The organism is Dysgonomonas sp. GY75, assembly GCF_015234155.1.
Lineage (GTDB): Bacteria > Bacteroidota > Bacteroidia > Bacteroidales > Dysgonomonadaceae > Dysgonomonas > Dysgonomonas gadei.
In genome coordinates this window covers 1-24,745 of record NZ_JADCLQ010000007.1, presented here as the reverse complement: position 1 = coordinate 24,745, position 24,745 = coordinate 1, and the positions used below count along the sequence as shown (strand labels likewise).

17 protein-coding genes are annotated in these 24,745 nt (G+C 40.2%); 3 read left to right on the top strand and 14 right to left on the bottom strand.

Annotated elements, in window-relative coordinates; genetic code table 11:
- Positions 1-30: 30 nt before the first annotated feature.
- The 7 genes from IR083_RS04235 to IR083_RS04205 form a co-directional block, all read right to left on the bottom strand.
- A complete protein-coding gene (locus IR083_RS04235) occupies positions 31-2,394 on the bottom strand; it encodes a family 20 glycosylhydrolase (protein WP_194223380.1) in 2,364 nt (787 codons plus the stop codon).
- Positions 2,395-2,465: 71 nt separating this feature from the next.
- A complete protein-coding gene (locus IR083_RS04230; protein ID WP_194223379.1) occupies positions 2,466-4,715 on the bottom strand; it encodes a glycosyl hydrolase family 95 catalytic domain-containing protein in 2,250 nt (749 codons plus the stop codon).
- 38 nt (positions 4,716-4,753) lie between these two features.
- Positions 4,754-6,829 carry an alpha-L-fucosidase gene (locus IR083_RS04225; protein WP_194223378.1) on the bottom strand — a complete coding sequence of 692 codons (2,076 nt, stop codon included), beginning with the start codon at positions 6,827-6,829 and terminating at the stop codon, positions 4,754-4,756.
- A complete protein-coding gene (locus IR083_RS04220; protein ID WP_194223377.1) occupies positions 6,826-8,427 on the bottom strand; it encodes a glycoside hydrolase family 31 protein in 1,602 nt (533 codons plus the stop codon). The genes IR083_RS04225 and IR083_RS04220 overlap by 4 nt, the downstream gene beginning before the upstream one ends.
- Before the next feature lie 38 nt (positions 8,428-8,465).
- Entirely contained in the window at positions 8,466-10,187 is a 1,722-nt protein-coding gene (locus IR083_RS04215) for a glycoside hydrolase domain-containing protein (RefSeq protein ID WP_194223376.1), read from the bottom strand.
- Positions 10,188-10,364: 177 nt separating this feature from the next.
- Complete coding sequence (locus tag IR083_RS04210) at positions 10,365-12,197, bottom strand: RagB/SusD family nutrient uptake outer membrane protein (RefSeq protein ID WP_194223375.1); 1,833 nt, start codon at positions 12,195-12,197, stop codon at positions 10,365-10,367.
- A gap of 11 nt (positions 12,198-12,208) precedes the next feature.
- Entirely contained in the window at positions 12,209-15,484 is a 3,276-nt protein-coding gene (locus tag IR083_RS04205; protein WP_194223374.1) for a SusC/RagA family TonB-linked outer membrane protein, read from the bottom strand.
- Between the two features lie 566 nt (positions 15,485-16,050).
- Here IR083_RS04205 and IR083_RS04200 point away from each other — a divergent pair.
- Positions 16,051-16,911 (top strand): AraC family transcriptional regulator, encoded by an 861-nt coding sequence (locus IR083_RS04200; RefSeq protein ID WP_194223373.1) that lies wholly within the window; start codon positions 16,051-16,053, stop codon positions 16,909-16,911.
- 258 nt (positions 16,912-17,169) lie between these two features.
- Here the strand turns inward: IR083_RS04200 and IR083_RS24590 are convergent, their stop codons facing one another.
- The 7 genes from IR083_RS24590 to IR083_RS04170 form a co-directional block, all read right to left on the bottom strand.
- On the bottom strand, positions 17,170-17,553 hold the full coding sequence (locus IR083_RS24590) for a hypothetical protein (RefSeq protein ID WP_317174680.1): 384 nt from the start codon (positions 17,551-17,553) through the stop codon (positions 17,170-17,172).
- A 246-nt stretch (positions 17,554-17,799) separates the two neighbouring features.
- The gene (locus IR083_RS24585) at positions 17,800-18,693 is read right to left on the bottom strand and encodes a transposase (RefSeq protein ID WP_242052360.1); all 894 of its coding nucleotides are present in this window, start codon (positions 18,691-18,693) and stop codon (positions 17,800-17,802) included.
- Between the two features lie 285 nt (positions 18,694-18,978).
- The gene (locus IR083_RS04190; protein WP_194223393.1) at positions 18,979-19,473 is read right to left on the bottom strand and encodes a glycerophosphodiester phosphodiesterase; all 495 of its coding nucleotides are present in this window, start codon (positions 19,471-19,473) and stop codon (positions 18,979-18,981) included.
- Positions 19,442-19,654 (bottom strand): glycerophosphodiester phosphodiesterase family protein, encoded by a 213-nt coding sequence (locus IR083_RS24985; RefSeq protein ID WP_194223372.1) that lies wholly within the window; start codon positions 19,652-19,654, stop codon positions 19,442-19,444. The genes IR083_RS04190 and IR083_RS24985 overlap by 32 nt, the downstream gene beginning before the upstream one ends.
- A 33-nt stretch (positions 19,655-19,687) precedes the next feature.
- On the bottom strand, positions 19,688-20,686 hold the full coding sequence (locus IR083_RS04180; RefSeq protein WP_194223371.1) for an ROK family protein: 999 nt from the start codon (positions 20,684-20,686) through the stop codon (positions 19,688-19,690).
- 10 nt (positions 20,687-20,696) lie between these two features.
- Positions 20,697-21,617, bottom strand: coding sequence for a nucleotidyl transferase AbiEii/AbiGii toxin family protein (locus tag IR083_RS04175; RefSeq protein WP_194223370.1), 921 nt, complete (start codon positions 21,615-21,617; stop codon positions 20,697-20,699).
- A 25-nt stretch (positions 21,618-21,642) separates the two neighbouring features.
- Positions 21,643-22,410: a transcriptional regulator gene (locus tag IR083_RS04170; protein WP_194223369.1), complete on the bottom strand. Its 768-nt coding sequence runs from the start codon at positions 22,408-22,410 to the stop codon at positions 21,643-21,645.
- A 536-nt stretch (positions 22,411-22,946) separates the two neighbouring features.
- Between IR083_RS04170 and IR083_RS04165 the strand changes: the two genes are divergently transcribed.
- Positions 22,947-24,242, top strand: coding sequence for a site-specific integrase (locus IR083_RS04165; RefSeq protein WP_194223368.1), 1,296 nt, complete (start codon positions 22,947-22,949; stop codon positions 24,240-24,242).
- Complete coding sequence (locus IR083_RS04160) at positions 24,239-24,502, top strand: hypothetical protein (RefSeq protein ID WP_194223392.1); 264 nt, start codon at positions 24,239-24,241, stop codon at positions 24,500-24,502. The genes IR083_RS04165 and IR083_RS04160 overlap by 4 nt, the downstream gene beginning before the upstream one ends.
- Positions 24,503-24,745 lie beyond the last annotated feature (243 nt).

Genomic DNA, 24,745 nt, shown 5'->3' with positions numbered 1-24,745 from the left:
TCTGAAAACTGCATGATATTTGTGTATCAATTACCTGAAATAGTTCTTATCCATACTTCGAAATTCAGGCTGTCCATCCTTGCGGATACTGATATAGACATTTTCCCATTGTGTAGGAAATCCTCCGAATATAGCTCCTAACCGTATTAGTTTGAAAGAGTGGGGCCCTTTGGCCAAAGCAATGGATTTATCGCTGCGGGAGAATTTACGGGCTGTCCCGTGATTATCCTTTTCGTTGGAGATTAACAGTTGACCATCGATCCACAACTCATGATCCGTGCTGAAATAATAAACCCCGTCTTCAGGGATGGTCATGTAGCCGGTGATAATTGTCGAGTAAAAATCTTCCGGATATAACTCCCTGTAACCGTTCACCCGGTGTTTTGTGTTTTGTGGGGAAACCACATATTCCGTTTCCTCAGGGGTTTGTCCTTCTAACTCCGCTACCGACGTGAAGTAACCTTTATAGTATTCGGCTTTCAATCCGGGTTTGGCGTTTTCATCGATTTCCACGGCACGGGCATAGCTTTGTTTTTCCACTGTAATTGTACGCGCCGGACTCATTTTACCGGACAATAATACAGACCGTATCTTTAGGATCGTATTTTCCGTAAATGTTAATGGTTTGGAATATATCTCCGATGTCAAAGCCGGTTCGCTTCCGTCGGTTGTATAAACCATTCTTACAGGTTCTGTTGTTTTAAACTCAAGTGTAGCCTGATCGGTTAAAGCGATAAAATTACAAGATGGAACTCCTTTCTGTTCCGGAAGCGGAATATAATAGTTGACATCATGCATATCGAGGCGTACCCGCTGGTTTTCTATCCGCCGCTCGAAATCCTTATAATCTTTTTTCTCCCTTGGTGTCCACGATAACTCAGCCAGTGCTATGATACGCGGGTAGATATCGTATTCCATATCTTCCCCGTTGTATTTATACTCCGTCCATACATTAGCCTGGGCTCCCAGTATATGATGTCTCTTATCCGCTGCTATTTTCTCGGGAACAGGCTCATAGCCATACACTTTTTCGAGGGTCATATAACCTCCGATAGTTACGGGTAGAAGCTTCGGATCGCCTTGGTATTTGTCCAGGTACAACCAATTGCCCGGGGTCATTATCACATCATGACCCATATTCGCGGCAGCAATACCGCCTTCCTCTCCGCGCCAGCTCATTACTGTAGCCGACGGAGCAAGGCCGCCTTCCAGAATCTCATCCCAGCCTATCATTTTTTTATTATGCTTCAACAAAAACTTTTCAATACGCTGCACGAAATAGCTTTGCAGCCTTTCTTCGGCAGAATGCTCTTTATCACTTATCAGCCCTAACTCATTTATACGCGCCTGGCATTTAGGGCAGGTCTTCCATCTCCCTTTCGGGCATTCATCTCCGCCAATATGGAAATATTCACTCTCAAATAAGGGGATTACTTCTGCGATTACATCTTCCAGGAAGTGAAATGTATCTTCATTTCCAGCGCAGTATACGTCATTTGCCACTCCCCAGATATTCCTTACATCTATCTGTTTACCTGTACATGACAGCTCCGGATAAGCGGCTAAAGCAGCCACTCCATGTCCCGGAAGTTCTATCTCAGGTATTACCTCTATAAACCTTTCCTTTGCATAGGCGACGATCTCTTTGACCTGTTGCTGTGTATAAAAATAAGGGCCGTATTCATTTCCTTCGCCTTCAATCCTCTTTGCACCGGTTTCGGTCAGTTTCGGATATTTCTTTATTTCGATACGCCATCCCTGGTCTTCGGTCAGGTGCCAGTGGAATGTGTTTATCTTGAACATTGCCAGTATATCGAGTTGCTTTTTGATAAAGTCCACATCGGCAAAATGGCGGCATACATCAAGGTGCATGCCACGGTATTTAAAGCGTGGTTCGTCTTTTATACTGACGGCAGAAATATTCCATGTAATATCATCCTTTACCGGTACAGGGCTTTCTATCTCGGCAGGAAGCAATTGCATGATGGTTTGCATTCCATAAAACAATCCTTGCGGTGTTTTGGACCGAAGCTCTATTCCTTTGTCCGTCACATCCAACAAGTAGCCCTCCTTATTTACAGGAATATCAGAGGCCAGAGACAAGTTTATATAACCGGATGCCGGTTTTGTTTTACGGATACTCAGACTATGGCCTGTCGATTTTCTTATTTTTGCGGCAAAGTATGCCGCTACTTTTTCAGCGTTTTTATTACCTGCTACAAAAACTGCCTTCCCATCCAGTTTAAAAGTTCCCTCTTTAGGTGTAACCTCAAGAGGTAGCGGGGTTATGTTGAAGCTTTTATTATATGGCTTTTCCATTGTTTTAAAACTACCGGCATATAAAGGCAACAGCATAAATGTTCCCAGTAATAAGATAAAAATTTGTTTCTTCATTGATTCATTTTATTTAATAGATTTTAATTTTTTTCAATGTATATTGTACTGACAGGTATGATTTACTCTAATTATTTGTTATCTGTTTCCAATCGGTACTTTTGGTTTTCTTTTGTATCAAAGACTAAAATATGATAACCATTTCCATCGGGAGAAGATTTTATATTCAGTTCTTTTACCGATACCGGCACGTTGGTTCTTATCCTGCAGGTATTTCCATGAGTAGACAAGATTGTAGCTGTCGCCAGTTTATTGCCTTTCCAGTTTATGTCGATTTCGAAGCCTCCCCTGGCCCTTAAGCCTGTCACAGTTCCCTGCTGCCATTCTGCCGGTAATGCCGGCAGAAGATGTAATTCTTTCAGATGGCTTTGCAGAAGCATTTCGGCTATACCGGCCGTTGCCCCGAAATTACCGTCGATCTGGAAAGGCGGATGCGAATCCAGCAGGTTATCGTAAACTCCGCCTTTGTCATTATCCATACTGACGGCAGTCATAGTAGATTGACGCAATGCCGATTTTAATAATTTATAGGCATGATCCCCATCGAACAAGCGGGCCCAGCAAGCGATTTTCCAGGCACGGCTCCAGCCTGTGCCATTGTCGCCCCTGGTTTCAAGCGTTTTTTTTGCAGCATCCGCATATTTTTTATCCAGTATCGGGGAGATTGCTTTTCCGGGATACAGTCCAATCAGATGCGATACATGCCTGTGCTGGTCTTCCGGATCATCGTTCTGGTGTTTCCATTCTCTTAATTGTCCACGGCTACCGACCTTCACCCCGTTATCCAGCTTATTATACTTGTCCATAAGGCGATTGGTAAATGCTCCGTCTGTTCCCAGTATTTGCCCTGCTTCAATTGTATTGCTGAACAAGTCCCAGATAAGTTGTTGGGCATAGGGATTCCCGCTTTCCCACGGACCGTGCTCAGGTGACCATTCGTTAGGGGCTACCAGTTTACCATCCTCGTCCGCAATCAACCGGTCGAGCCAGAACTCACAGGCTGATTTCATCACGGGGTAAGCCGTTTTTTCCAAATAATTCCTTTGAGGATCAAATAAGTATTTGTCCCAGACATGCATGCAATACCATGCGTTGGCCGGACGATTCCACATCCAGTCTGAATATCCGAATATGTTATTCTGTGTTTTTATAGCCCAGCCGCGGCATTCCAGTTCGGAGGCCATTTTCGTCCATGATGGCAACAATTGCGATTCGTTGTATACATAATTAATGAAAGGCATGTGGCATTCGGTCAGATTAGTCGTTTCCACAGGCCAGTAGTTCATCTGCACATTGATATTGGAATGTATATCGCTTTCCCACGGAGGCATATTGCTGCCGTTCCATAATCCCTGAAGGTTCGATGGCAGGTTCAATCCCTGCCTCGAACAAGCTATTTCCAGATAACGGCCGTATTGAAAATACAATACTTCCAGTGCAGAATCGTATTCGCCAGCCTCATATTTACATAAGAGCTCATCCGTTGGTATCGTTGGCATGGTATTCCCTACATGTAGATAAACGCGCTTAAAAAGAGACTGGTAATCTTTAATATGTTCTTCTTTTATCACCTTAAATCCTTTTGCAATGGCTTTTTCGTTGTCAGACGCTATCTTTCCCTGCCAGTTATTCTTAATCAGGTAATCCGGGCTGCCTGGATCATAATCTGTTCCTGCCGTCAGATAAATTGTTGCCGTGTTTGCTCCGGTCACAATGATGTAATCACCATCTGTATGGATACTTCCTCCTTCGTGCTGTACAGATAACTTTGCACTATATGAAAGTAGTTCTAACTTCCCGTTAAGAGCCATCATGCCGGAGCTTACTGACGTCTTCTCGTTATGCGATCCCTGAAGAAAGACTTTAAAACTTAACTTGCCTTTCCTGCCTGAAGAGAAGCGCATGGCGATCACATTATCAGGGAAGCTTGCGAGATATTCCCTGGTATATTGCGTGCCGCCGCATTTGTAGCTTACACGGGCTATGGCGTTTTCTATATCCAGTTCGCGGTGGTAGTCCGAGATATTCAAACTGTCGAAATCAATATAAACATCCCCGAAACTTTGGTAGGCTCCTCTTATAGACGTGCTTCCTGTCCACAGTGTCTTATCATTGAACAGTATCCTTTCTTGCCTTATCCCACCGAATATCATGGCTCCGATGCGGCCGTTTCCAATTGGTAGCGCCGACGTCATCCAATCAGTGGCAGGCTTGATGTACCATAGCAATAAATTCTCTTTAGGCGGTTTGGCTTGAGCATTCACTGCTATAACTTCAAAAAATAGTAGTGCGTATGCTAATAGCCGCTTGGTATGTTTCATATTTTTTATTTAGATATTAAATTAGAAACTTTCGGATGTCACTTTTCATAGTTTTGACGGATCTTTGTTATTACTCCTATTTCGGCTATGGTATATACATCTTTATTTCCTACGCTTTCCACCGGCTTTACCTTAATATAGCGAGCCGGTTCGGGTTTATCGAACAGGACTGTCTGCTCTACCGGATTATTGGCTATATTACTGAACGTGCCGCCGCTTTTTATTCGTACCCAGTTTACACAGTCCAGACTGGCATAGAAATCGTATTTGTATATATTGGGCGCCTGCACTCTTGCCTGAGGCGTATAACTGAATCCTTTCAATGTATAACTTTGTCCGAGGTCGATAATCAAGGCTTCATCCAGATCAATAGTTGCCTGTGAATACTTGGTCCCGTCAATTACCTTTTCTACACCGGCTACCTGCGGTGACAAAACTTTCCATTCTTTTGGTGCTATGTCATACCAGGCGTTAACGGTTTCGCTTTTCCGCGTTTTATCCGCTATGGCGGCAGCTTTTACGATGCCGCCCTCCGGCAATGGAAACGGGCCTTCATATCTCGTAGATGTACCGGATGGGGTACTTCCGTCCAGCGTGTAATAGATAACAGGACCGGGTATCCTGCATTCAATGGACACAAAGCCTTCTTTATCTCTGTTTATCACAGGAATAGATAACTGTTCCGGCGATTTATAGATACCGATGGTACTTATAACCGGGCAGGCCGAGGCATTGAACTCTATCCTTAGCTTCTGCGCCGTTACGGCCGGAAAACGCAAGATACGCTTGTAACCGATCGTCGTAGCCTTTGTCAGTTCCGTCCAATTCTTGTCTTTTGCTCTCTGATACTTCAGAGTAAACGATGATACCCGCTGGCCCAATGGTATATATTCCTGCAGAAGCAGGCGGTTGAATGTCATATCTTTCTTTATGTCGATTTCTATATAAGGAGCCGGTTCGTTATCATCAGTTGTCCAGTAGCTATTGTAATTTTCATCCTGCATATTTTCCGGTGCATATTCGGAGGAGTTTCCCCTTGTAGCATTAGCTGTTATTGCCGTTCCGGCAATAAGATTTTCTCCGAATGCTTCCTCCCGTGCTTTACGGAACTCTATCAGCCTTACCGAGTCATTCGGGTGGATGCGTCCCCTGCGGTCAGGCGGGACATTCAGCAACAGATTCGAGTTTCGTCCGACCGAAGTATAGTATATATCCATCAGCTTATCCACGGATTTTACCTTGTCATCCGTAGAAGGGCTATAGAACCAGCCCGGACGAATGGAAACGTCCGTCTCGGCGGGAACCCAGGCTTCACCGCCCTGTACACCCTTGTTCAGTACATCTGCCGGCGGCGCCTCTTTGCCCGGAGCAAAACCTTTTATATTCAGTGTAGACCAGTTGGTTTCCCCGGCAACACCTCCTTCATTGCCCATCCAGCGGCAACCGGGACCTACATCGCTAAATACAATGGCCTGCGACTGGTTCCGGTATACGACCTCATGGAACATGTTCCAGTCGTACACCTGTTTTTTCCCTCCGTGTCCTTCGCCGTTGGCTCCGTCAAACCATTGCTCGAATACTTCCCCGTAACCGGATAATACTTCGTTCAACGTATTAGCAAAGATTTGATTGTATTCAGGAGTTCCATAAGCCGGATGATTCTGGTCCCAAGGCGAAAGATATACTCCGAATTTTAACCCGTATTCCTTACACGCTTCGGACAGTTCTCTCAGGATGTCTCCTTTACCGTTTTGCCAGAGGCTTTCCCTGACAGTATGAGTACTGTAATTACTCGGCCACAGGCAGAAACCGTCGTGATGCTTGGCGGTAATAATAATACCTTGCATCCCTGCGGCTTTGGCTGTTGCTGCCCATTGGCGGCAATCTACATCAGTAGGGTTAAATACCTTAGGGTCCTCTTTCCCGTTGCCCCACTCCACGTCCGTAAATGTATTCGGGCCGAAATGGATGAACATGTAATATTCCAGTCTTTGCCAACTTATCTGGTGTCCCGTGGGAACAGCGCCGTAAGGCTTAGGTGGGGCTGTCTGAGAATTAACAGATTGAATATTAATAAAAAAGTATATCAAGGTTACAATTAATAAGGATCTCATAATATATTAATTAATTTTTCGAAATAAACCAGTCTGTTTAACGGAATTTCCATTGTGATTATCTGACCACCTTTGTACAGTTTACCTTTGTCATCCTTCCATCTGCCTTCGGGCAATTTAATGGTACGGGTATTTTCTTTTGTTACTACAGGCGCGACCATATATCTTTCTCCCAGCATAAACTGGTCTTTACATTCAGCAAAACCTTCGTTAGGGAATGAATATTCCAGATGCCTTACTATAGGTTCTCCTGTTTTAGCCGATTCCTTAGCACAATTTATGATATAATCGCCGAATCTTTCATGCAGTTTGGCCATATCCTGTACAATGGCCAGATGTTCCTTGTCTAATATACGCCAGGGAGCAACCGAAAACTGCATCATAGGCATCAGGGCATGCACTTGTGCCGAACGTACAATTAGTTCTTGATCGAATTCATTGTCTTTTATATTGAGGAAGGCAGCATATGATCCCCCTCCTATCATATCAGGGCAGGTATATGAATATCCTAACAGGCCTGCGGCAATCATTTCAGGTATAAGCAGTCGTATGGCATTCCACGAATAGCCTTTATCTCCAAGCCGTTGCACTAAAGCCTGTCCGCCCATTCTCCAGCCGGCACGGTACTCGTTGAACGGAAATTCCAGACCGATCTTAGCCCAGGCTAGTGTATGATCTGTCGATATTGCATCTTTTTTATAGCTGTCGATATAACGGGGATCATAGAATGAATTATCACCCGCATCAAACTTGAAGCCATCGACTCCATATTCATACTGCATCTTTTTCAATACGTTTACAAAATAATCAAAGGCTTCGGGATTAGTCAGGTCATAGCAGGCACTTTGTCCGTTCCACCAAGGGATAATAGCCGGTGATTGCGAATTTCTTTTCTTTATCAGGTATCCTTTTGCAGCTAACTCTCTGTATTCCCGGCTATCGGCACTGACAAAAGGACATATCCAAAGCATTACTTTGAACCCCATATCATGCAGCTTTTTTACCATTCCTTTCGGGTCCTGGAACTTTTCGGGACGAAAGTCAAAATTACCATAATATTTCATCCAGTTATCATCTATCATAAGTGTTCCTGGAGGAAAGCCATGATCAATTGCCGACCGGGCATAATTAAGTATGTCATTTTCATTCTGATTATACATCAGCTCTATCCATGTATTATACTGTGGCATAGTAAAGAATAACTCATCGGGAAGCAGTCCTGTCGGCGGGTAGTATTTGTTGCAGGCAGAAAGGTATGCTTCTTTCAACGTTTTGCCTCCTTGCTGAACTTCTATTTGTTCATATTCCGATTTTAGTCTCAGTGTGTTATCGGCTATTTCAAAAGAGAAAGGTTTGTCACTCCAGATATAACGTCCTTTACTGGACAGGAACAGGGGAACTACCTGATTATTATTATTCTGAAGAGCCAGATTAAATTCTTGTATCGGTTGCAGGTAAGGCATCCTGGAACCATATGCTACAACTCCTCCCCACCAGTATTCTTTCTGTTCGAACGGAACAGCCGTTTCATAAGTTTTCTGCCCGAAAAGGTTTGTGATGAATATTAAAGTAATAAGTAGTAATGTGTTTTTTTTCATTGTCTATTAGTTATTTAGCTCGTAGTCGCCACAGTGCACTATTTTGATAATAATTCCATCATATGTTTTCTGTGTTTCCTGAACTGTTCTATATTATTATCATATTTATCAAATCCATAAATAACCTTATCAATTATACTTTTAGCAGCTTCGGGATCTTTTCTCTCAAGCATTTTGAACAGTTCATAATCTACAATTCCATCTCTCATCGCGTCAAACCGGATAGAACTGAGAAGATTTCCGTCTTTAGGGTAAATTATCCAGGAATCTCCTCCGGGTAATATATTTCCCCCTTCGTGGTTGATCAATGTTTGCTCATCAAAAGGATTTCCGTCTTCAGACCAGTAATTGAGCCCCCAATGGAGATAACCGGGTATATTATATTTAAAATTAAGCCAGTGGATGAATCTTGTTTTCAATAAAGGTAACTCAATAAATCTGTTGGCATATTCGCCTTTCGGAGCCAAACAAGTATAAAACCACGCTTCCTTTCCATTTTTATTTTGCTCATTATAAAAAGAATAATCCTTGTTCATAAAATCAAGCTGAGGAACCCAGATATCAATAATATTGTCCAGATTCTTACTGTGGCATGCTTCAATAATCAATAGCCCGGGAGCGGCCTGTTTTACAAAACGGCTGATTTCAGTATATGTTTCGGCATTTTCTTCAATAGGTTCATCGGCAATATGCTGAATATAAATTTTTTCCCACCCTTTTTCTTTCAAATGATTCATTAATCCATCGAAAAAATCAGTATAAAACCTTTTCGCACGAGGATCAGATATGGGCAGTTTATCGAACTTATTTCGAGGGTCTTTTTCTCCATTCGGGACAAATACGACAAACTGGGATATCCAATGGCTTTCTCTGGCGCCAATATGCCCTCCCTCTATTTTACCGATGACACCTTTACGAATGAACAATTCGACCGTTTTATCAAAATTAGAGAAGTCGATTGCCCATTTGTTATTTTCGAATTTAAATTCAGAAAGATGCAATGGGGAGATAAGTGCAATATTTTGCTTGTATTCTGCCATTTTTTTTGCAAGTTTATCAACACATCTCCAGTATTTATCGGAGAAAGGCTCAAAAGGGACACCGTCATTCATCCATTTCAATCTATCAGCATCTAATGTAAACCAGTTGGTAACCCATAAACTCGTTTCTTCTATCGTAACAGGGTAAACTTTTACCGAGTAATCTTTTGAAATGGAAAACAATTCTTCTCCGTTCTTTCCTGTAATTGTAACTTTTCCATTATATAATCCCGGTTTTGCATCTTCTGGAACCGGAACAGATATCCATATAGGTTGCGTATTACCAAATACCACATTTATAGACTCTTGCTCAAGAATAGGATCGGGGTAATATCCGGAATAAGAAACGATACGGTCTCTCGAATAATCCCAGATGCTCCGCCCTACTTTTACATATCCTACAAAGCCTTTTTTAGCAAGAGGAAGAGTAGATTCGCCGTTTGTAGCCGTAGAAACGTGAACTCTCAAATCGGTGATGTTATCGGTCGAACGAACTACAAACTGCAAGGTTGCATTTTCGCCTCTGATAACTTCACTTATAGCTTCTTTAGGCCGAAAGTAACTTGCTTCTGCCAATACTTTTTCAAGAGGATCGACATATTCAAATTGGATCGGAGTAATTTCCTTTGATGATATTTTTGTGAAAAATCCTTCAAAAACAAGGATAAAAAGCAGTAAGCAAATTATTCTTACAAATGATTTTATATTATTGCATATCATATTATTTAACATTTAATGGATAAATAATAAACTATCGTAAATTTATAATAATAAACCTGTAAAATAAAGCGGTTGATTGAGTATTAAAATTTCTATTGAAAAAACAGGAGGAAAACAATGCGGTTTTTCCTCCTGCAATATGATATGATTCGTTGAATCATAGATTTATCTGATTATTTACTTTGTCCAGCCCGGATTTTGTCCCAGTTTTGGATTCAACGTCAACTGGTTGGTCGGTATCGGATACAGGTAATCCCTGCCCTCATTGAACTTGAAGCCTTGTGTTCCTCCATTCAGTACATTTTTGAATATCTTGATATATCCGGCTCCATCTACTTCCAATGCACTCAGCCGTTCTTCAAATTTTTCCTGACGGGAAACATCAGGTGTCGCTTCCGGCAGATAATCTGCAAATTTGAAGCCGTTCCACTGCGCTTTTTTAGCGCCTACGGGTATTTTACCGACAATGAGTTCCCCGGCTGCCGCCCAACGCATGATGTCATCTACACGGAAACCTTCGCAAGCCAATTCAACTTTGCGCTCGCGGCGCACTGCCTGAATGATCGGAGAGAGGGACGCAAATTCGAAATTCGGATCGATTGCAACCCCTACGGATAAATGCGGCATTCCTACACGGTCGCGCAATTGGTTGATGCTTTTATCCAGATCGGATTGAGTAATCGTTCCAAGTTCGGCTTTAGCTTCGGCATATATCAACAGCGTTTCGCCATAACGGAAGTAGATGAGAGCCTGCAAGCCCTGACCGGAAGGACGCGCCTCGGCATAACGGAAGTTATGGCCCTTGTAGATCTGGTAACCGGTAGGGGTGGATTCTTCCGAATCATAACCGTCGAACGACGGAGCCATGAAATAAACAACAGGGCTAGCTGCTGCCCACCTGAGATGTTTCTTGTCGTTGATCTGGATAGTCTGGGTTAAGCGCGGATCACGGTTTTCAGCCAGTTTAAGCAACGTAGCGTCATCATAGCCTGGGGCAACAGGCGTACCGTCCGATTTCAAATAGGAATCTATCAAATTTTTAGTAGCGCCTCTTCCCGATCCGTTAGCCGAATAGCGGTCCCAGATACTGTTAATAGCTCCTACCTGATATTTACGCCAGAGAAGCACCTCTTTATTTCCGGAATAATCTTCCTGATTGAATAAATCCCGGTAACCGAATTCTGCGCCTACGCCATCGAGTGCGGGATAACCATTTGCTTCCGACATCGCTATAAGATCGCCGGATACTTTTGCTGCTTTCTCAAGGAATTTATTACTCTCGTTCGTAGCTGCTTTAAAAGCGTCATTCGCATGATATTTTTCCCATGTACCTTCATAGAGGGCAATACGGGCTTGTAAAGCCATTGCCGCCTCTTTGGTGATCCGTCCTGTCCATGCACCGCCGGCTCGGGCCGGCAGATAGTCGATAGCATTATCAAGGTCTGCCAGAATATTGGTTACAACCTCGTTGCGCGGCGAACGCTCCAAATACAGGATTTCCGAAGATGTTGTAATTGTAGTTGAGGCCCATGGCAAGTCGCCATAACGGCATAGCTTTTTAAAATAAAAAATAGAACGGAAAAATAACGCCTCCCCTACATACTGCTTTACGGCATCGAATGATGTTAGTTCTTCTACGGCTTTATAATGATCCAGGAAATAATTAATATCGCGCAAAGATTCCCAGTCACCGTTCCCCCAGCCTCCGTTATCGTCCGGTATCGTTCCTTCACCATTCATCCGTTCGTTGTAAGTGAACCGGACTTCTGTGTCGCTGCCATTGTCGGCGTCCCAACCGTATGGGCCGATGGATCCCCATCCGTCTTCTTTGGCCAGCAGGTCATTCCGGTTATACAGGTTATTGACATACAGTTTCAGGTCATTAACTGTTTTCCAATAGTTCGTGTCACTGATTTTATCCAGAGGAGTCCTGTCCACAAACTCATCATTACATGATACCGCAAGTATGAAGAACACTGAAATTGCTATATAATAGTTAAATTTTTTCATGATCTTTAATTTTAAAATGTAACATTTACACCAAATGCCCACGTCCTTTGTAAAGGGTATACCTTAGCGTTCCCATTGACTATTTCAGGGTCTACGATTTTCATCAATTTGGTAAAAGTCGCCATATTTTCAACGTTTACAAATAATCTTGCTTTTTGGAATTTTATCTTGTTTGTTATCGTTGCAGGCAGTGTATACCCTAACTGTAAATTCTTCAGGCGCAGATAAGCGGCATTTTGCAAATAACGGGTTTGTGCCTGTTTATTCTTATCGGTGGTAAAATAGGCACGAGGGTAATATCCGTCCGTATTTTCTTCAGTCCAACGATCTGTATGTACTGTAAAATACGATGATTGCCATTCGTTGTTTACGAAACCCCAGAAATAATTTGAACCGGCATCGAACATAATGTCACGTTTGGCAACGCCTTGCAGGAAAAGTGTACAGTCAAAACCTTTCCACTCGGCATTCAAGGTTAGGCCGAAAGAATAACGTGGTGTACTGTTACCTATTACTTTCCTGTCCCCGGGATCGTCAACGGTGTTATTACCCCTGTTGATTTTATTGTTTCCGTCGAGGTCTTTATAGTGTACGTCGCCCGGATACCAGTTTGCATTGATATAGGATTGGTCTGTACCTTCGATTTCAGCTTGATCTTTAAACAGGCCTACGGTTTCGTATCCCCAGATTTCGCCCATAGTCATACCATCGTACCACAAGTCTGAGATTAGTTTGGTAGGATTGTTGAATTTAAGTACTTTTCCGGTATAGTCGCTTAATACGGCGGTGGCTCCGTAAGAAACTTCTCCGATTTTATCCCTCCATCCGAGGGAAATTTCAAATCCTTTCGTTTCTGTTTCCGCATCGTTCATTCGTGGTGCACTTGTTCCCAGGATAGCCGGAAGCTTTTCTCCGAAGCTTGCAAAATCTTTCGCATGACGTCTGTACCAGTCGAAACTGGCGTTGAGGCGGTTGTTCATAAAAGCCATATCGACGCCAAACCCAAGCGTATTGCTGGTTATCCACGTCAGATCGTAATTAACCAACCCCGGCTGGTTGATGGCCGATTCTCTTCCTCCGCTGAAAATCCAGTTTGTACTTGTGGGATCATTTGCTCCTAATGAAGGATAGAACGGATAATAACTGTCTGTAAAACTCTGATCGCCAAGACTTGCATATGAACCCCTGATCTTAAGATGATTAACGTAATCTAAAACCGGTTCCCAGAATGATTCTCTGGAGAGTGTCCATGCTGCTGATATACCAGGATAAAACTTGTAGCGTACATCTTTCAGGAAACGGGATGTGCCGTCATACCTACCATTCAGTTCGAGAAGGTATTTTTCCTTATAATTGTAATTGATCCGTCCGAATACGCCCCGGATAGCCAGAGCCGAAGCTTCGTCGGTTGCGTTGCGGTTTGCACCGTAGGTCATGGATAACGCCGGAATCTCATCGGAATATAAATTATCATTCGAGCCTTTCAGTCTTAATTTTTCATATAGCTCCTGTGTAAATCCGCCCAACACTTTAAAATTATGGCCGCCCAATGTTTTTTCATAAGACGAAAAGACATTGATTGTATGATGCTGGTTCTTGTACATATTACGTTCGATATAGTTAGGGAAACTACCGCCACGAGCTTCTTTTGCCCCGCTTGGTTTTACAATGAAGAAAGTTTTCCTGTGGTTACTGTTTTCAATGTACGTCCCTTCATATGTATAATTGGCGGTAAGATCCCAACCCGGTAACAGGTGGAAAAGAAATTCCCCTGTCAATATGGCGTTATCTGAAGTCTGTTTTTGACGCCCACCGTCGGTAAATATCAAGATGCCGCTACCTTCCGAATAATATCCGTCAGGATTCTTTAATGGTACAGTAGGGTAGGTACGGCCGATTTGATGGAAATAGTCGTACGAATAATTACTGCCGCCCGATATGTTACTGTAAATAGTCGGATTATCTGTCTGAGCACGGGAGAATGCACTCCGGAAGCTGGCCGTTAACCATTTAGTCAGATTTGAAGAGACATTAGCCCGGGCATTGTACCGCTTATATACATCATTAGCAAAGTTGTACAATCCATCCTGTTGGTTATATCCCAACCCGATGTAATAGTTTGATGTCTCCGATCCTCCGGATACACCGATATTATGCTGCTGGCTGAAACTGGCTTTCTTGAAATAAATATCGAACCAGTCGTTGTTGGCATTAGCCGCATTCCATGATAACCAGTTATCCTGGCTGGGATGTTTTATTGTTTCATCTTTGATTTTACCATCCGTATAATCCGTTATCCGTTGTATCACATCATCGTCGAACAACTTCGCCGTATAATTGGAATTTTTGCCCACCTCATTGAATGCCTGAGCAAAATCGAGGGAGTTTACATAATGCGGCAGATTCGTAGGTTGTGAAAATCCGAAATTGTTGTTATAAGTAATCACAGGTTTCCCTGTGCGGCCTTTTTTGGTGGTTACTATAATAACACCAAAGGGTGCACTGGAACCGTAAATAGCCGCCGAAGCCGCATCTTTCAGTACCGAGATGCTTTCTACATCATTCATATTAATTGTACTGATATCTCCGCCTTGTATCCCATCGATTACGACCAAAGGGGAACCGGAAACATTAGATTTTTTGCCATCATCATCGATCTTGATTCCGGTATACCCACGGATATTAATCTCCTGCTTGGTTCCCGGCGCACCATTGGATGTGGAAATGTTCAGGTTGGCCACCGTACCTTGTAAGGCCTGCGTCAATGTTGGGACAGAACGGTTTTCGAGCCGTTCGCCTGCAATCGATGCTACAGCTCCGGTCAGATTGACTTTTTTCTGCGTACCGTAGCCGACAACGACCACTTCGTCCAATTCTGTCGCGTTGGTTTCCAGTATTATATCCAATGTCGATTGTCCCGCATACTTTATTTCTTTGGTAACATACCCAACATAGGAAATGACTAATGTTGCTCCATCGGGAACATTCGATAACGTATATTTCCCATTTTCATCAGACATCGAAGCATTGGTTGTACTTTTGACGGATATGGCCGCTCCGGGAATGGGCCCGTCGGCGTCTTTAATGATACCGCTTAGTTTCTTTTGCTGTTGTACATTTTCTGCGCTATGCAGGTTGTGACTGCCCGATTCCGGTCCGGTTTTTATCATGCCTGTTACCGCGGGAGCAGCAGACATCGTAGCCCAAAAACCAACAGAGAATAACACAAGGCCGATTTTCATACTTTTCCGGAAAAGGCATCTGTCATGCTTCTTAGATTTTTTCATAGTTAATTAATTTAGTTAATATATGCTGTTTTACAGCTTAAATACTTAAAGTTTTGAATGCTAAGGGATAGATTGCTTATCCTTACAAGTTCATTATGGCAGGTATAGAGCCCATATCAACGAAAACCTCTGCCTATCATTCGTTGACAGGCAGAGGTTTTCTGCTATATAGTAGTGATGTTTACTCTCTCTCTCTCTCTCTCTCTCTCTCTCTCTCTCTCTAATAAAAGGGAATTAACCTCCAAATTTTCAGAGAGAAATAATCGTTTTGTTCCGGCATATTTTTGTTCGGATTGTTTCATTAAATTAAGGTTATTTATCAACTCACATATACCGGATCAAAACAAGCTTCTATATCCGGTTCTTTTGCATATTTTGTGAGATTTATTAGATTTATCAAAATTAAACTTTGTAAAACTATATCAATTTTCCTTAAATAATATTCATTATTCCGACGAGCTTGTTGTACAAAACCGATATAATAATTAACAGAAATAATTTCATGAAGACCAGCGAATATGTATATTTGCAGTTGTAAACCATAACATAAAACTGGGACAAGGCTGATGCACGAACTAGCGGATAACTTAAATTTCACTTTATTGAATATCGGTTTCTCGGAACTGAATGCGGACTGGAACTGGAAAAATATAAGGAGTCCCTTTGCCCGTATATATTATGTGGTTAGCGGAGAAGCAAAAACATATATAAACGGGCAAAAATATATTCTTAAGCCCGGAAACCTTTACCTTACCCCTCCTTTCACATTGCATGACGATGAATGCGACAGTCCGTTTTCCCTTTATTATATACATTTTTATGAAAAGGTATATAACAAAGAACCTCTTTTCGATAAACTCGACTTCCCTGTTGAAATCTGTGCAGATGCACTGGATCGGCTACTCGTTAAAAGGTTGCTGGATATAAATCCTGACAGGGATCTGAAGCAAATAGACCCCGGAATGTACGACAATACATCTACATTTTTCCGGTATATATCAGATAATAATTTATTGCCCCTGCATTCATTTCTGGAAACTCAGGGTATATTATGCCGGCTTGTTTCACGGTTTCTGGAGTTTGCCGTTCTGAAGACAATATATAAAGACTGGCGGATAAATAAATGCATGCAACACATTCATGAAAATATGGACACGGATATAACCCTGCATCGATTAGCCGGTATCGCCTGCATTTCCGTGGATCATCTGGCCCGTCTTTTTAAGAAAGATTTAAATTGCACTCCTGTAAAATATATAAACCGGAAAAAGATGGAGAGGGCTCAGTTATTGCTCTTAACTACGGATATGCCAGTAGCTGATATTGCCATGGATTTATCCATAGACAATATCTCTTATTTTGACCGGCTGTTCAAACAATATACGGGTTTTACCCCCAGTGGGTATCGGAGTAAATATAATATTTAGTACCGGTTCACATTAATCATTTTTTATTGAATATGAGATGTAACCTAATATTCTTTTAATATGAAAAATATAGATAATGGTACAAAAACAATTATTGGAGCTATTATCGGAGTTATATTCGCTGCTTCGGGTTTATATTTGACAAATAGGTTCATATATGGTAGCCCGGAATCTATCTAAAAAAGAGATGGAAAAATACAATAAACAATGTAAGTATTCGGCAGACTGTGCAAAAACTGTCTAAAAAAATGGATTATATTAGAGCGTATAATAATTGGCATATTCCAAAAAGAACTTTTCCTTCCACTTTTTCGTGACAAACGGATATAACATAAGAATAAGTAAACAAAACACACAACTTATTTTTGAAAAAGGCTCCACAAAGTCTTTCAACCTGTTCCTGAAGCCCTCTATCCCCCAAACAGACAGGCATCTCCTTAGGTTATATACTATCATCATTATATTCACTTCGCTTAATACATTTACTCTACCTTTCATTAAAGTATAAGTAAAGCCCCATTGACGTTTAAGAACACCAAAGGGATGTTCTATTATCTGTTGGCGAAGCTTATAGTAATCATGGTTTAGTATAACCCTGCCGTTATTCTCATCGATAATATCCTGATACTCACTTCGCTCTATTACCCGTCCAATCTTATTCTTAGTACATTTCTCCCGCAGGGAGCAGTTTATGCGGCTTTTGTTTTATAAACTCTTGACCGGTAATTAGGGCGGTGCGACCAGCCGGCATGAGTAATCATTTTCTCACCGGAAGGACATATATAATAATTTCCTTCTTTATGGTATATGAAACGGGACAACGGATAACAGTCAATATAAGGCGATGTGCTTGGCATAGGAGAAGAGTATGTGACAATACCGGCCTGCTTACACATGTATAGTTGGTCGCCGGTGGTATGCATCACTTAGTGTTTTAAGGTGCGTTAAACCAAGCAGGGATTGTACAGATAATGCCGTCCTGGCCGGTTCTCGTTTGTCGGTACTTTCGCCAATGTGGTTATGTACCAAAAGTTTATACTTGGCGTCGGCCGCAGCCTGAATATTATAGCCTACTCCCGATATATTTTTGAATGATAGAAGATTTCGTGCATCCGGGTCAATAAGACTGATTTGTTTTTCGCCGCTTTGCTTCAGTTTTTCAGCAAGTTGTTCATATTTTTTGCGGCTGGACAACTTTTCTGCAATCTTCTTTTTTAACAATACGTTCCGTTCTTCTGCATCAGATTCATTCAACTGTGCTTCATATTCTTCCACTTTACTGTCAATATACTCAATATGACGATCTATCTTTTTCTGATTGAAATTATTCTTCAAATTGTTTTGAGCAAATATCTTGAATGAATCAATAGCTATCGTCTCTCCCTGAATCAATTCCAGTTCCTTCAGCATGAGTACAAACATTCTGAAAGTTGCCTTGAATGCTTGAGCATTTTCTTTCCGAAAATAGGCTATTGCGCGAAAAGAAGGTTTTAATCCGTGTAACAGCCACCATAACTCTACATTTATGGTACAGCAATGCGCAAGTTTTCTGGAAGATCTGATAGCGTGTTTGTAACCGTATAAGTAAAGTTTTAACAACATAGAAGGATTGTAAGATGGCCGTCCTTCCTTTCCTGTACCGGTATTCTTAAACCCCAACTTTTTCATAGGTAATATGTCTACAAACAAGTCAATTACCCGAGCCCAAGAGTCTTCGGAAACCATTTGTTCCAATGAGATAAACTGGAGTTGATTGCGATCTGCACCTGTGATATGATCCATTATTCGGATGATTTGAATATCTATAAATTTACGAAAAAAACAGATGATTGCCTAATTATTCAGGGATAAACATGGGTGATGTTTTGAGTTTTTGCACAGTCTGCCGAATACTTACATTTCGAGTATGAAAGAAGCGGAACAACAGGGTTTAGAAATTACGATGGATGCGGCCTTCGTGAAGTCGGTTTTTGAAGAGAACCGAAATATTACATTCCATTGGTGATAATCATTGCAGGACTGCTCAAATATAGACATGGCCATTTTGAGTAAATCTTGTTTTAATATCTATAGACTCTTTATTTTTTTTATATCACAATGTTCAATGGTAATAAATTCAATACCTTGATGAATATTATATTTTATTTCTTCAATGTCTGTTGTGCACCAACCGATTATTTCTAAATTATGTTGCCGAACTTCTTGAATTACATCATTAGATAAATAATAATTATTTGTTTGAATGAAATCAGATTTTGTACTCATTAACACATGAGATAAATCCACTAATCTAGCAGAATATAGAATGCCTGCTTTTGCTTTGAAATCTTGATTAGCCTTTATTTTTTTTATAAATATATGGTCATACGACATTACATAAACAATGTTCTCATAATTATACCTTTTTAGCACATTGGTAAGGACTATTTCTATCTTGTCATAAAAAACGGGTCCGTTTTTTACGTCAATTATCAAATATATTTCATTTTCAATACAAAAATTTAGAATATTCTCAAACAGAACAGGAGGGTTATGTGTATTTATTTTTTTCAATTTCAGCATATGTTAACTCTGATATTTTAAGTTTTTGATTATTATGTGCGATAAAATAAAAATCATAGCTTACTAATATATTATCTTTAGTCATGTGTAAGTCGCACTCTACTCCATCCGCTCCCAGTTCAAGTGATGAGTATAGTCTGGAGATTGTGTTTCCCCCTTGATGAACAATATACTTAGACATAATTTTTGAAAGATTTAAGGTCCATATTGAGGATTATTTTACTATTGCTTTGCATAAAGCGACACTTCCTAAAATACCAATGCGTTGATTAAGATTTGACTTGACAACATTTAGTGGATTTATGCCACTAAATGTATAGCATTGGGGATAGTATTCTAAATATGATAAAACAAGATTGTAAAAATAATCATTGCAGACTAAAAGGCTACCACTACATACTATTGCATCGGGTGCTATCATATTCTGAGTAAACATTATAACTTGTGCAATCGTTTTTGCGGCATCAACCACTATTCTTTTTGCAACAGAATTGTCGTTTTGTGCCATCTTAATGACTTCCTTAGTTGTAATACGAGATCCCAATTCGTTGTATAATCTGTCAGAAATTCCCTTACCTCCACAAAGTTGTGAAATTGTCAATTCAGAATTGGAATTTTTTAGATGTGCGATTTGCCCACTTAAATTATGTGAGCCTCGAAAAACTTTTCCGTCTATAATTGACCCTACGCTAATACTCGTTCCAACAGAAATGACGGAAATATTTTTCCCTTCATATTTTAACCAATATTCGCCAGCCGATGCCGCAATAACATCATTATCAACAACAATATTTGCAAATCCGAAGTGATTTCCCAGGGGTAATAAATCCCGATTTTTGCAATCTTTACATTTTATACGTGTTCTGTCGCAAAGACCTATCACCCATTCGTTTTTACATGCGGGGATATAATAACCACTTCCATGTTTCTTACTGTAGCAGCGTTTGGCATATACATCGGTTCGTCCTCTGAATAAGGATTGAAACAACTCTACCTTTTCATCAGGGCTACTGTATTTATCTATTGAGGATTTAGAAATAGTCTCTATATTATTATCCTGTTCCGAAAAGTATGGCAGTTGAACTGTAGTTTTAGGAGTTGAGTTATTCTGAGGCAAACCCAACATCTCCCGGAATCTGTTATTTTCAGCAAGTAACTCAATATTTCGAGCTTCCAGTTCTGCAATTCGTTTTAACAATTCAGGTTCGGACATATAAATTCTTTTATTTGTTATTCCTCATTTTCCAAATTGCCATTGGGTGATTTTTGATTCGTTCTATAATTTCAGTATTCTCAAACAATAATTCCGGTCGATAAACATTATTGTTGAAGTTTTCGATAAACGACTTTTCTTCTTCGGTAAATATCATCAATTTCATAAGAAACTCTTTTACTTCCACTTTTGCTGATTCAAAGTCAAACCGTTCACTTTTCTTAAGGACAGGAAGTAAAGAACTTCTGATTTGTGCAAATTTCAGGTTATCAATACTTTCAAAACTATAGCTGTATAAAGGTTTATCATTTCCTCCTACAGCAAGATAGAATAATATAATTTTGCGAAGTTTGTCCATCTCATCAGGATGGATGATATTATATTTCAACATATTGTGAATATCATATAAGTCCCGGGGAGCTGTTCGCTCAATAAGAGCTTTGATCTTACTTCCAAATAATTCAAGGGTTGAAAGAGTTTTTACTTCAGAGTCAAATTGCAGAAAATCTATATTCACTTTCTTTTCGACTATTGGTAAGATATGGTTTCGCAAAGAATAGTTTATCTCTACTTTCAGGTTATCTTTATTTCCTCCTGCGTTCTGGAAATAAAACACCCATGAATCAAGTGAATGTGGACTTTTCGTATTAGGACTTAACGCATATCCTTGCGTAAACATATAGTTCAGAAAATCCTGGTTGATATTCTCCCGAATTGTCATCATTTCCTCCCGTGAACACTTTTTAGTAAAATCCAAGTCGATATCAACCGATAACCGTGGAAGATTAAAAACTGTCAGGTTAATTGCAGTTCCTCCTTTTAATGCCAAATGTTCTGCAAATAACGGGTCTTCATTTAAGTGTTTCAAGATATCACAAAGCCGGAACACTTTTTCCAGATTATCCCGAATAAAATCTTTACCGGAAGCCATTCTCTCCAAATCAGTTTTACTATAATTATACATTTACATTTCCTCCTTGTTCTAAAAATGAAAGAATATTTTTAGGAGCATAAAGCTTCCATTCACTAAAATAAACATTGGATTCCTGTTTGTCTGTCAAGTAACGAATGCTTTTCCCAACCTTGGATTTACAAAATTCAAAGAAAGTATCGCTTAACTTCATTTCTTTTTGAAAATAGCCAAGGATCAATCCTGTCTTTTGATAAAGAACTTGCTTATTGAATAGCTTTAAATAGTCTTGCAGTTTACTCTCATTGATATAGGTGATAAGGGCAAAGCATTCTATCATTTCTTCCAGCCCACCACTTCGGTCTATCTGATTGATACAATCTAAAACAGTACGTTCCAAATCGGTTACTCTGATTAGTGTATCGGCTGGAGGAATAACAACTCCGGCATCTGACTTTGATTCCGAATAAATATAACTAATCCCATCATACTCAAAGTTATTAAACCTCTCTTTGGATGAAACCTGCATTTCGTAAAATATCTGATGAGCCAGACCATGATATTCCAGTGCAGCATGATAGGATAGATAAGAAGAAGAATTGATTTGACTGGCTATTTCGTACTTTGAAGCAGAACTGGTTTTTGTAACTAAATCCGTAGCAACATAGAGGTCTCGCCTTACTTGTGATATCAATCCTTGTTGTTTATACCTTCGCAAAAGTTCTTTTGCTGCATTTTCATTATCGGTCAACGCAACAATATCTTTTTTATGGAATATTTTGAGTTTATGAAATTCTACAATATATTTGATCATGCTCTCCTATCCTATTTTATTATCCGTACAAAGATACACATAAATACATATCAATATTCATGAAAACAAAATAAATATTAGGAAATCCACAAATTTATTTCTACCTTTGTCTCATCACTTATAGAGGAAAAGTTCTCTAAAAACGGAGTGAGTAACGAGTGAGTAAAATAAATCTTCGATAGTTAAATCGCTGACAGCATACGGGTTAGATAGGACAAGTAAAATCCGTCAACGCCCACCGAAAGGTGGAAATGTCGAAAGACAAGCAAAGTCAACAAAAGACAAAGAGTCTGATTATCAGTAGATAGTCAGACTTTTTTTATTTCCACGATTGACAAAACAAGACAAAAATTGACATATTGAGACAACCTATCCGTGTACAAATCGTGTACAAAACAGACCTCAAAATTCTGCACACGATTTACGGGATAACTTGATGATTTACATTGTCTTAATATGACATTTTTTGACCACTTTCAAGGTTCTTAATCTCTTGATTTCGAGTAATAAATTTGTCGAATTAAAAGAGAAAAGAAATGAAAACAACTTTCCGTGTTTTATTTTTAGTTAGAAAAACCAGACTTAATAAAGATGGTTCAGCTACTATTATGGCTCGCGTCACAGTAGGCGGAGACTTTGTAGAGTTTAACTCAAAGGTTACTGTTGATCCTACTTTATGGAATCCTATCGGGCGAGTAATAGGGAGAAGCAAAGATGCTAAAGATGCAAATGATATGCTAGACAAGATCCGTGCAAACTTAAAGATGCACTACGACAATTTATATGACCGTGATGGTTATGTAACTCCCGAAAAACTACGTGATTCATATTTGGGTATAGAGATACAACAATATACCTTAATCATGTTGTACGACAAAAAAGTAGAACAGAAACGAAATCTTGTCGGAAAAGTTATCCGTGATACTACCCTATCCAAATATACAGCAACAAAGAAGCGTATAGAAGATTACCTGGAATATCAATATAAGAAGAAAGATATACCAGTCAGGGATGTAAACTTTCAGTTTGTACTTGACTATGAAACATATCTTCGTTCCAAATGTGACTGTGGACATAATTCAACAGTAAAACATCTGCGATACCTGAAACAGATACTAGGCGAAGCATTCAAGAACAGGTATATTACAACTGACCCATTTGTTGATTATAGGCTCGGATACAAACCTGTCGATAAGGAATATCTCCTGGAGTCAGAAATAAAGAAACTCATAAGTCAAAAGTTTGGAGCAAAAAGACTGGAAGAAGTGCGTGACGTTTTTCTCTTCCAATGTTTCACAGGAGTCGCATACATAGATGCTGCTAATCTTACAGAAGATAATATTCAGGAGGATGAATTCGGGCAGAAATGGATTCGTCTCTATCGACAAAAATCATCTATCCAGGCAAATATATCATTGTTGGAAGTACCTGAAATGATCCTCGATAAGTATAAGCATCTGGAGGGAAAACTTTTGCCGATTCATACCAATCAAAAGATGAATGAATATCTGAAAGAAATAGCAAATCTGTGTGGAATAAAAAAACGGCTCAGCACGCATTGCTTGCGGCATTCGTGGGCTACGACTATTTGCCTGTCGAATGGCGTACCGATAGAAACGATAAGCCGGACGATGGGGCATAGAAGCATAAAGACCATCCAGATTTACGCGGAAGTAACCAATATGAAAATGGATGAGGATATGAAACTGCTGGAAAGCCGTATCGGAAATAAGTATCAGTTTCCTAACGCGGACAATAAGATAAATGAATTACTTGAATTTGAGAGAAACAATAGCGGACTAGTTAAATCTGAATTAGAGAAGGCGATATGAAAAAGATAAATAACAAAGGGCTATTATCAATTCAGGTTAATAGCAATGATGAGATGAGTGTTATTTTCAAACCCGTAAATGGAACTGTTTGGATGGATAGGAATGAGCAATGGTGCCTGTATTACAATTCGTGTTCCACCGTGATCGAAGTATATCGCTACAACGGCTATGCAAAAGAAGTGATGCAAAATCTGCTTATGGAGTTTGCGGTAGAAGCCCAGAAGCTACTACAGATAAGCCTGGAAGGTAGTGTGGGATAAGCCGGTATTTAATCCCCTGCGGCAGGCAGGGGCTGTAAATTTCCGCTTAATGAGGATAATAGTTTAAAGACATTTTGACAATCCAATAATATCACTATCTTTGTGTAAGATTTATGGCGGTTTACCCCCTCTAAGAAATCAAGATAAAAAATGTATTTAAGACTGTTTTTTACTCAATTATTTAACAAAAAAGTATCCGTTTTTTCGCCTGAAAATTTGGATATGAAAATTTGGATATTAGCC

What these genes read in the sequence shown, in the direction of transcription:
- IR083_RS04235 (WP_194223380.1), bottom strand. Translation starts at nt 2,394, where the DNA reads ATGAAGAAACAAATTTTTATCTTATTACTGGGAACATTTATGCTGTTG.
- IR083_RS04230 (WP_194223379.1), bottom strand. Translation starts at nt 4,715, where the DNA reads ATGAAACATACCAAGCGGCTATTAGCATACGCACTACTATTTTTTGAA.
- IR083_RS04225 (WP_194223378.1), bottom strand. Translation starts at nt 6,829, where the DNA reads ATGAGATCCTTATTAATTGTAACCTTGATATACTTTTTTATTAATATT.
- IR083_RS04220 (WP_194223377.1), bottom strand. Translation starts at nt 8,427, where the DNA reads ATGAAAAAAAACACATTACTACTTATTACTTTAATATTCATCACAAAC.
- IR083_RS04215 (WP_194223376.1), bottom strand. Translation starts at nt 10,187, where the DNA reads ATGATATGCAATAATATAAAATCATTTGTAAGAATAATTTGCTTACTG.
- IR083_RS04210 (WP_194223375.1), bottom strand. Translation starts at nt 12,197, where the DNA reads ATGAAAAAATTTAACTATTATATAGCAATTTCAGTGTTCTTCATACTT.
- IR083_RS04205 (WP_194223374.1), bottom strand. Translation starts at nt 15,484, where the DNA reads ATGAAAAAATCTAAGAAGCATGACAGATGCCTTTTCCGGAAAAGTATG.
- IR083_RS04200 (WP_194223373.1), top strand. Translation starts at nt 16,051, where the DNA reads ATGCACGAACTAGCGGATAACTTAAATTTCACTTTATTGAATATCGGT.
- IR083_RS24585 (WP_242052360.1), bottom strand. Translation starts at nt 18,693, where the DNA reads ATGGATCATATCACAGGTGCAGATCGCAATCAACTCCAGTTTATCTCA.
- IR083_RS04190 (WP_194223393.1), bottom strand. Translation starts at nt 19,473, where the DNA reads ATGCTGAAATTGAAAAAAATAAATACACATAACCCTCCTGTTCTGTTT.
- IR083_RS24985 (WP_194223372.1), bottom strand. Translation starts at nt 19,654, where the DNA reads ATGTCTAAGTATATTGTTCATCAAGGGGGAAACACAATCTCCAGACTA.
- IR083_RS04180 (WP_194223371.1), bottom strand. Translation starts at nt 20,686, where the DNA reads ATGTCCGAACCTGAATTGTTAAAACGAATTGCAGAACTGGAAGCTCGA.
- IR083_RS04175 (WP_194223370.1), bottom strand. Translation starts at nt 21,617, where the DNA reads ATGGCTTCCGGTAAAGATTTTATTCGGGATAATCTGGAAAAAGTGTTC.
- IR083_RS04170 (WP_194223369.1), bottom strand. Translation starts at nt 22,410, where the DNA reads ATGATCAAATATATTGTAGAATTTCATAAACTCAAAATATTCCATAAA.
- IR083_RS04165 (WP_194223368.1), top strand. Translation starts at nt 22,947, where the DNA reads ATGAAAACAACTTTCCGTGTTTTATTTTTAGTTAGAAAAACCAGACTT.
- IR083_RS04160 (WP_194223392.1), top strand. Translation starts at nt 24,239, where the DNA reads ATGAAAAAGATAAATAACAAAGGGCTATTATCAATTCAGGTTAATAGC.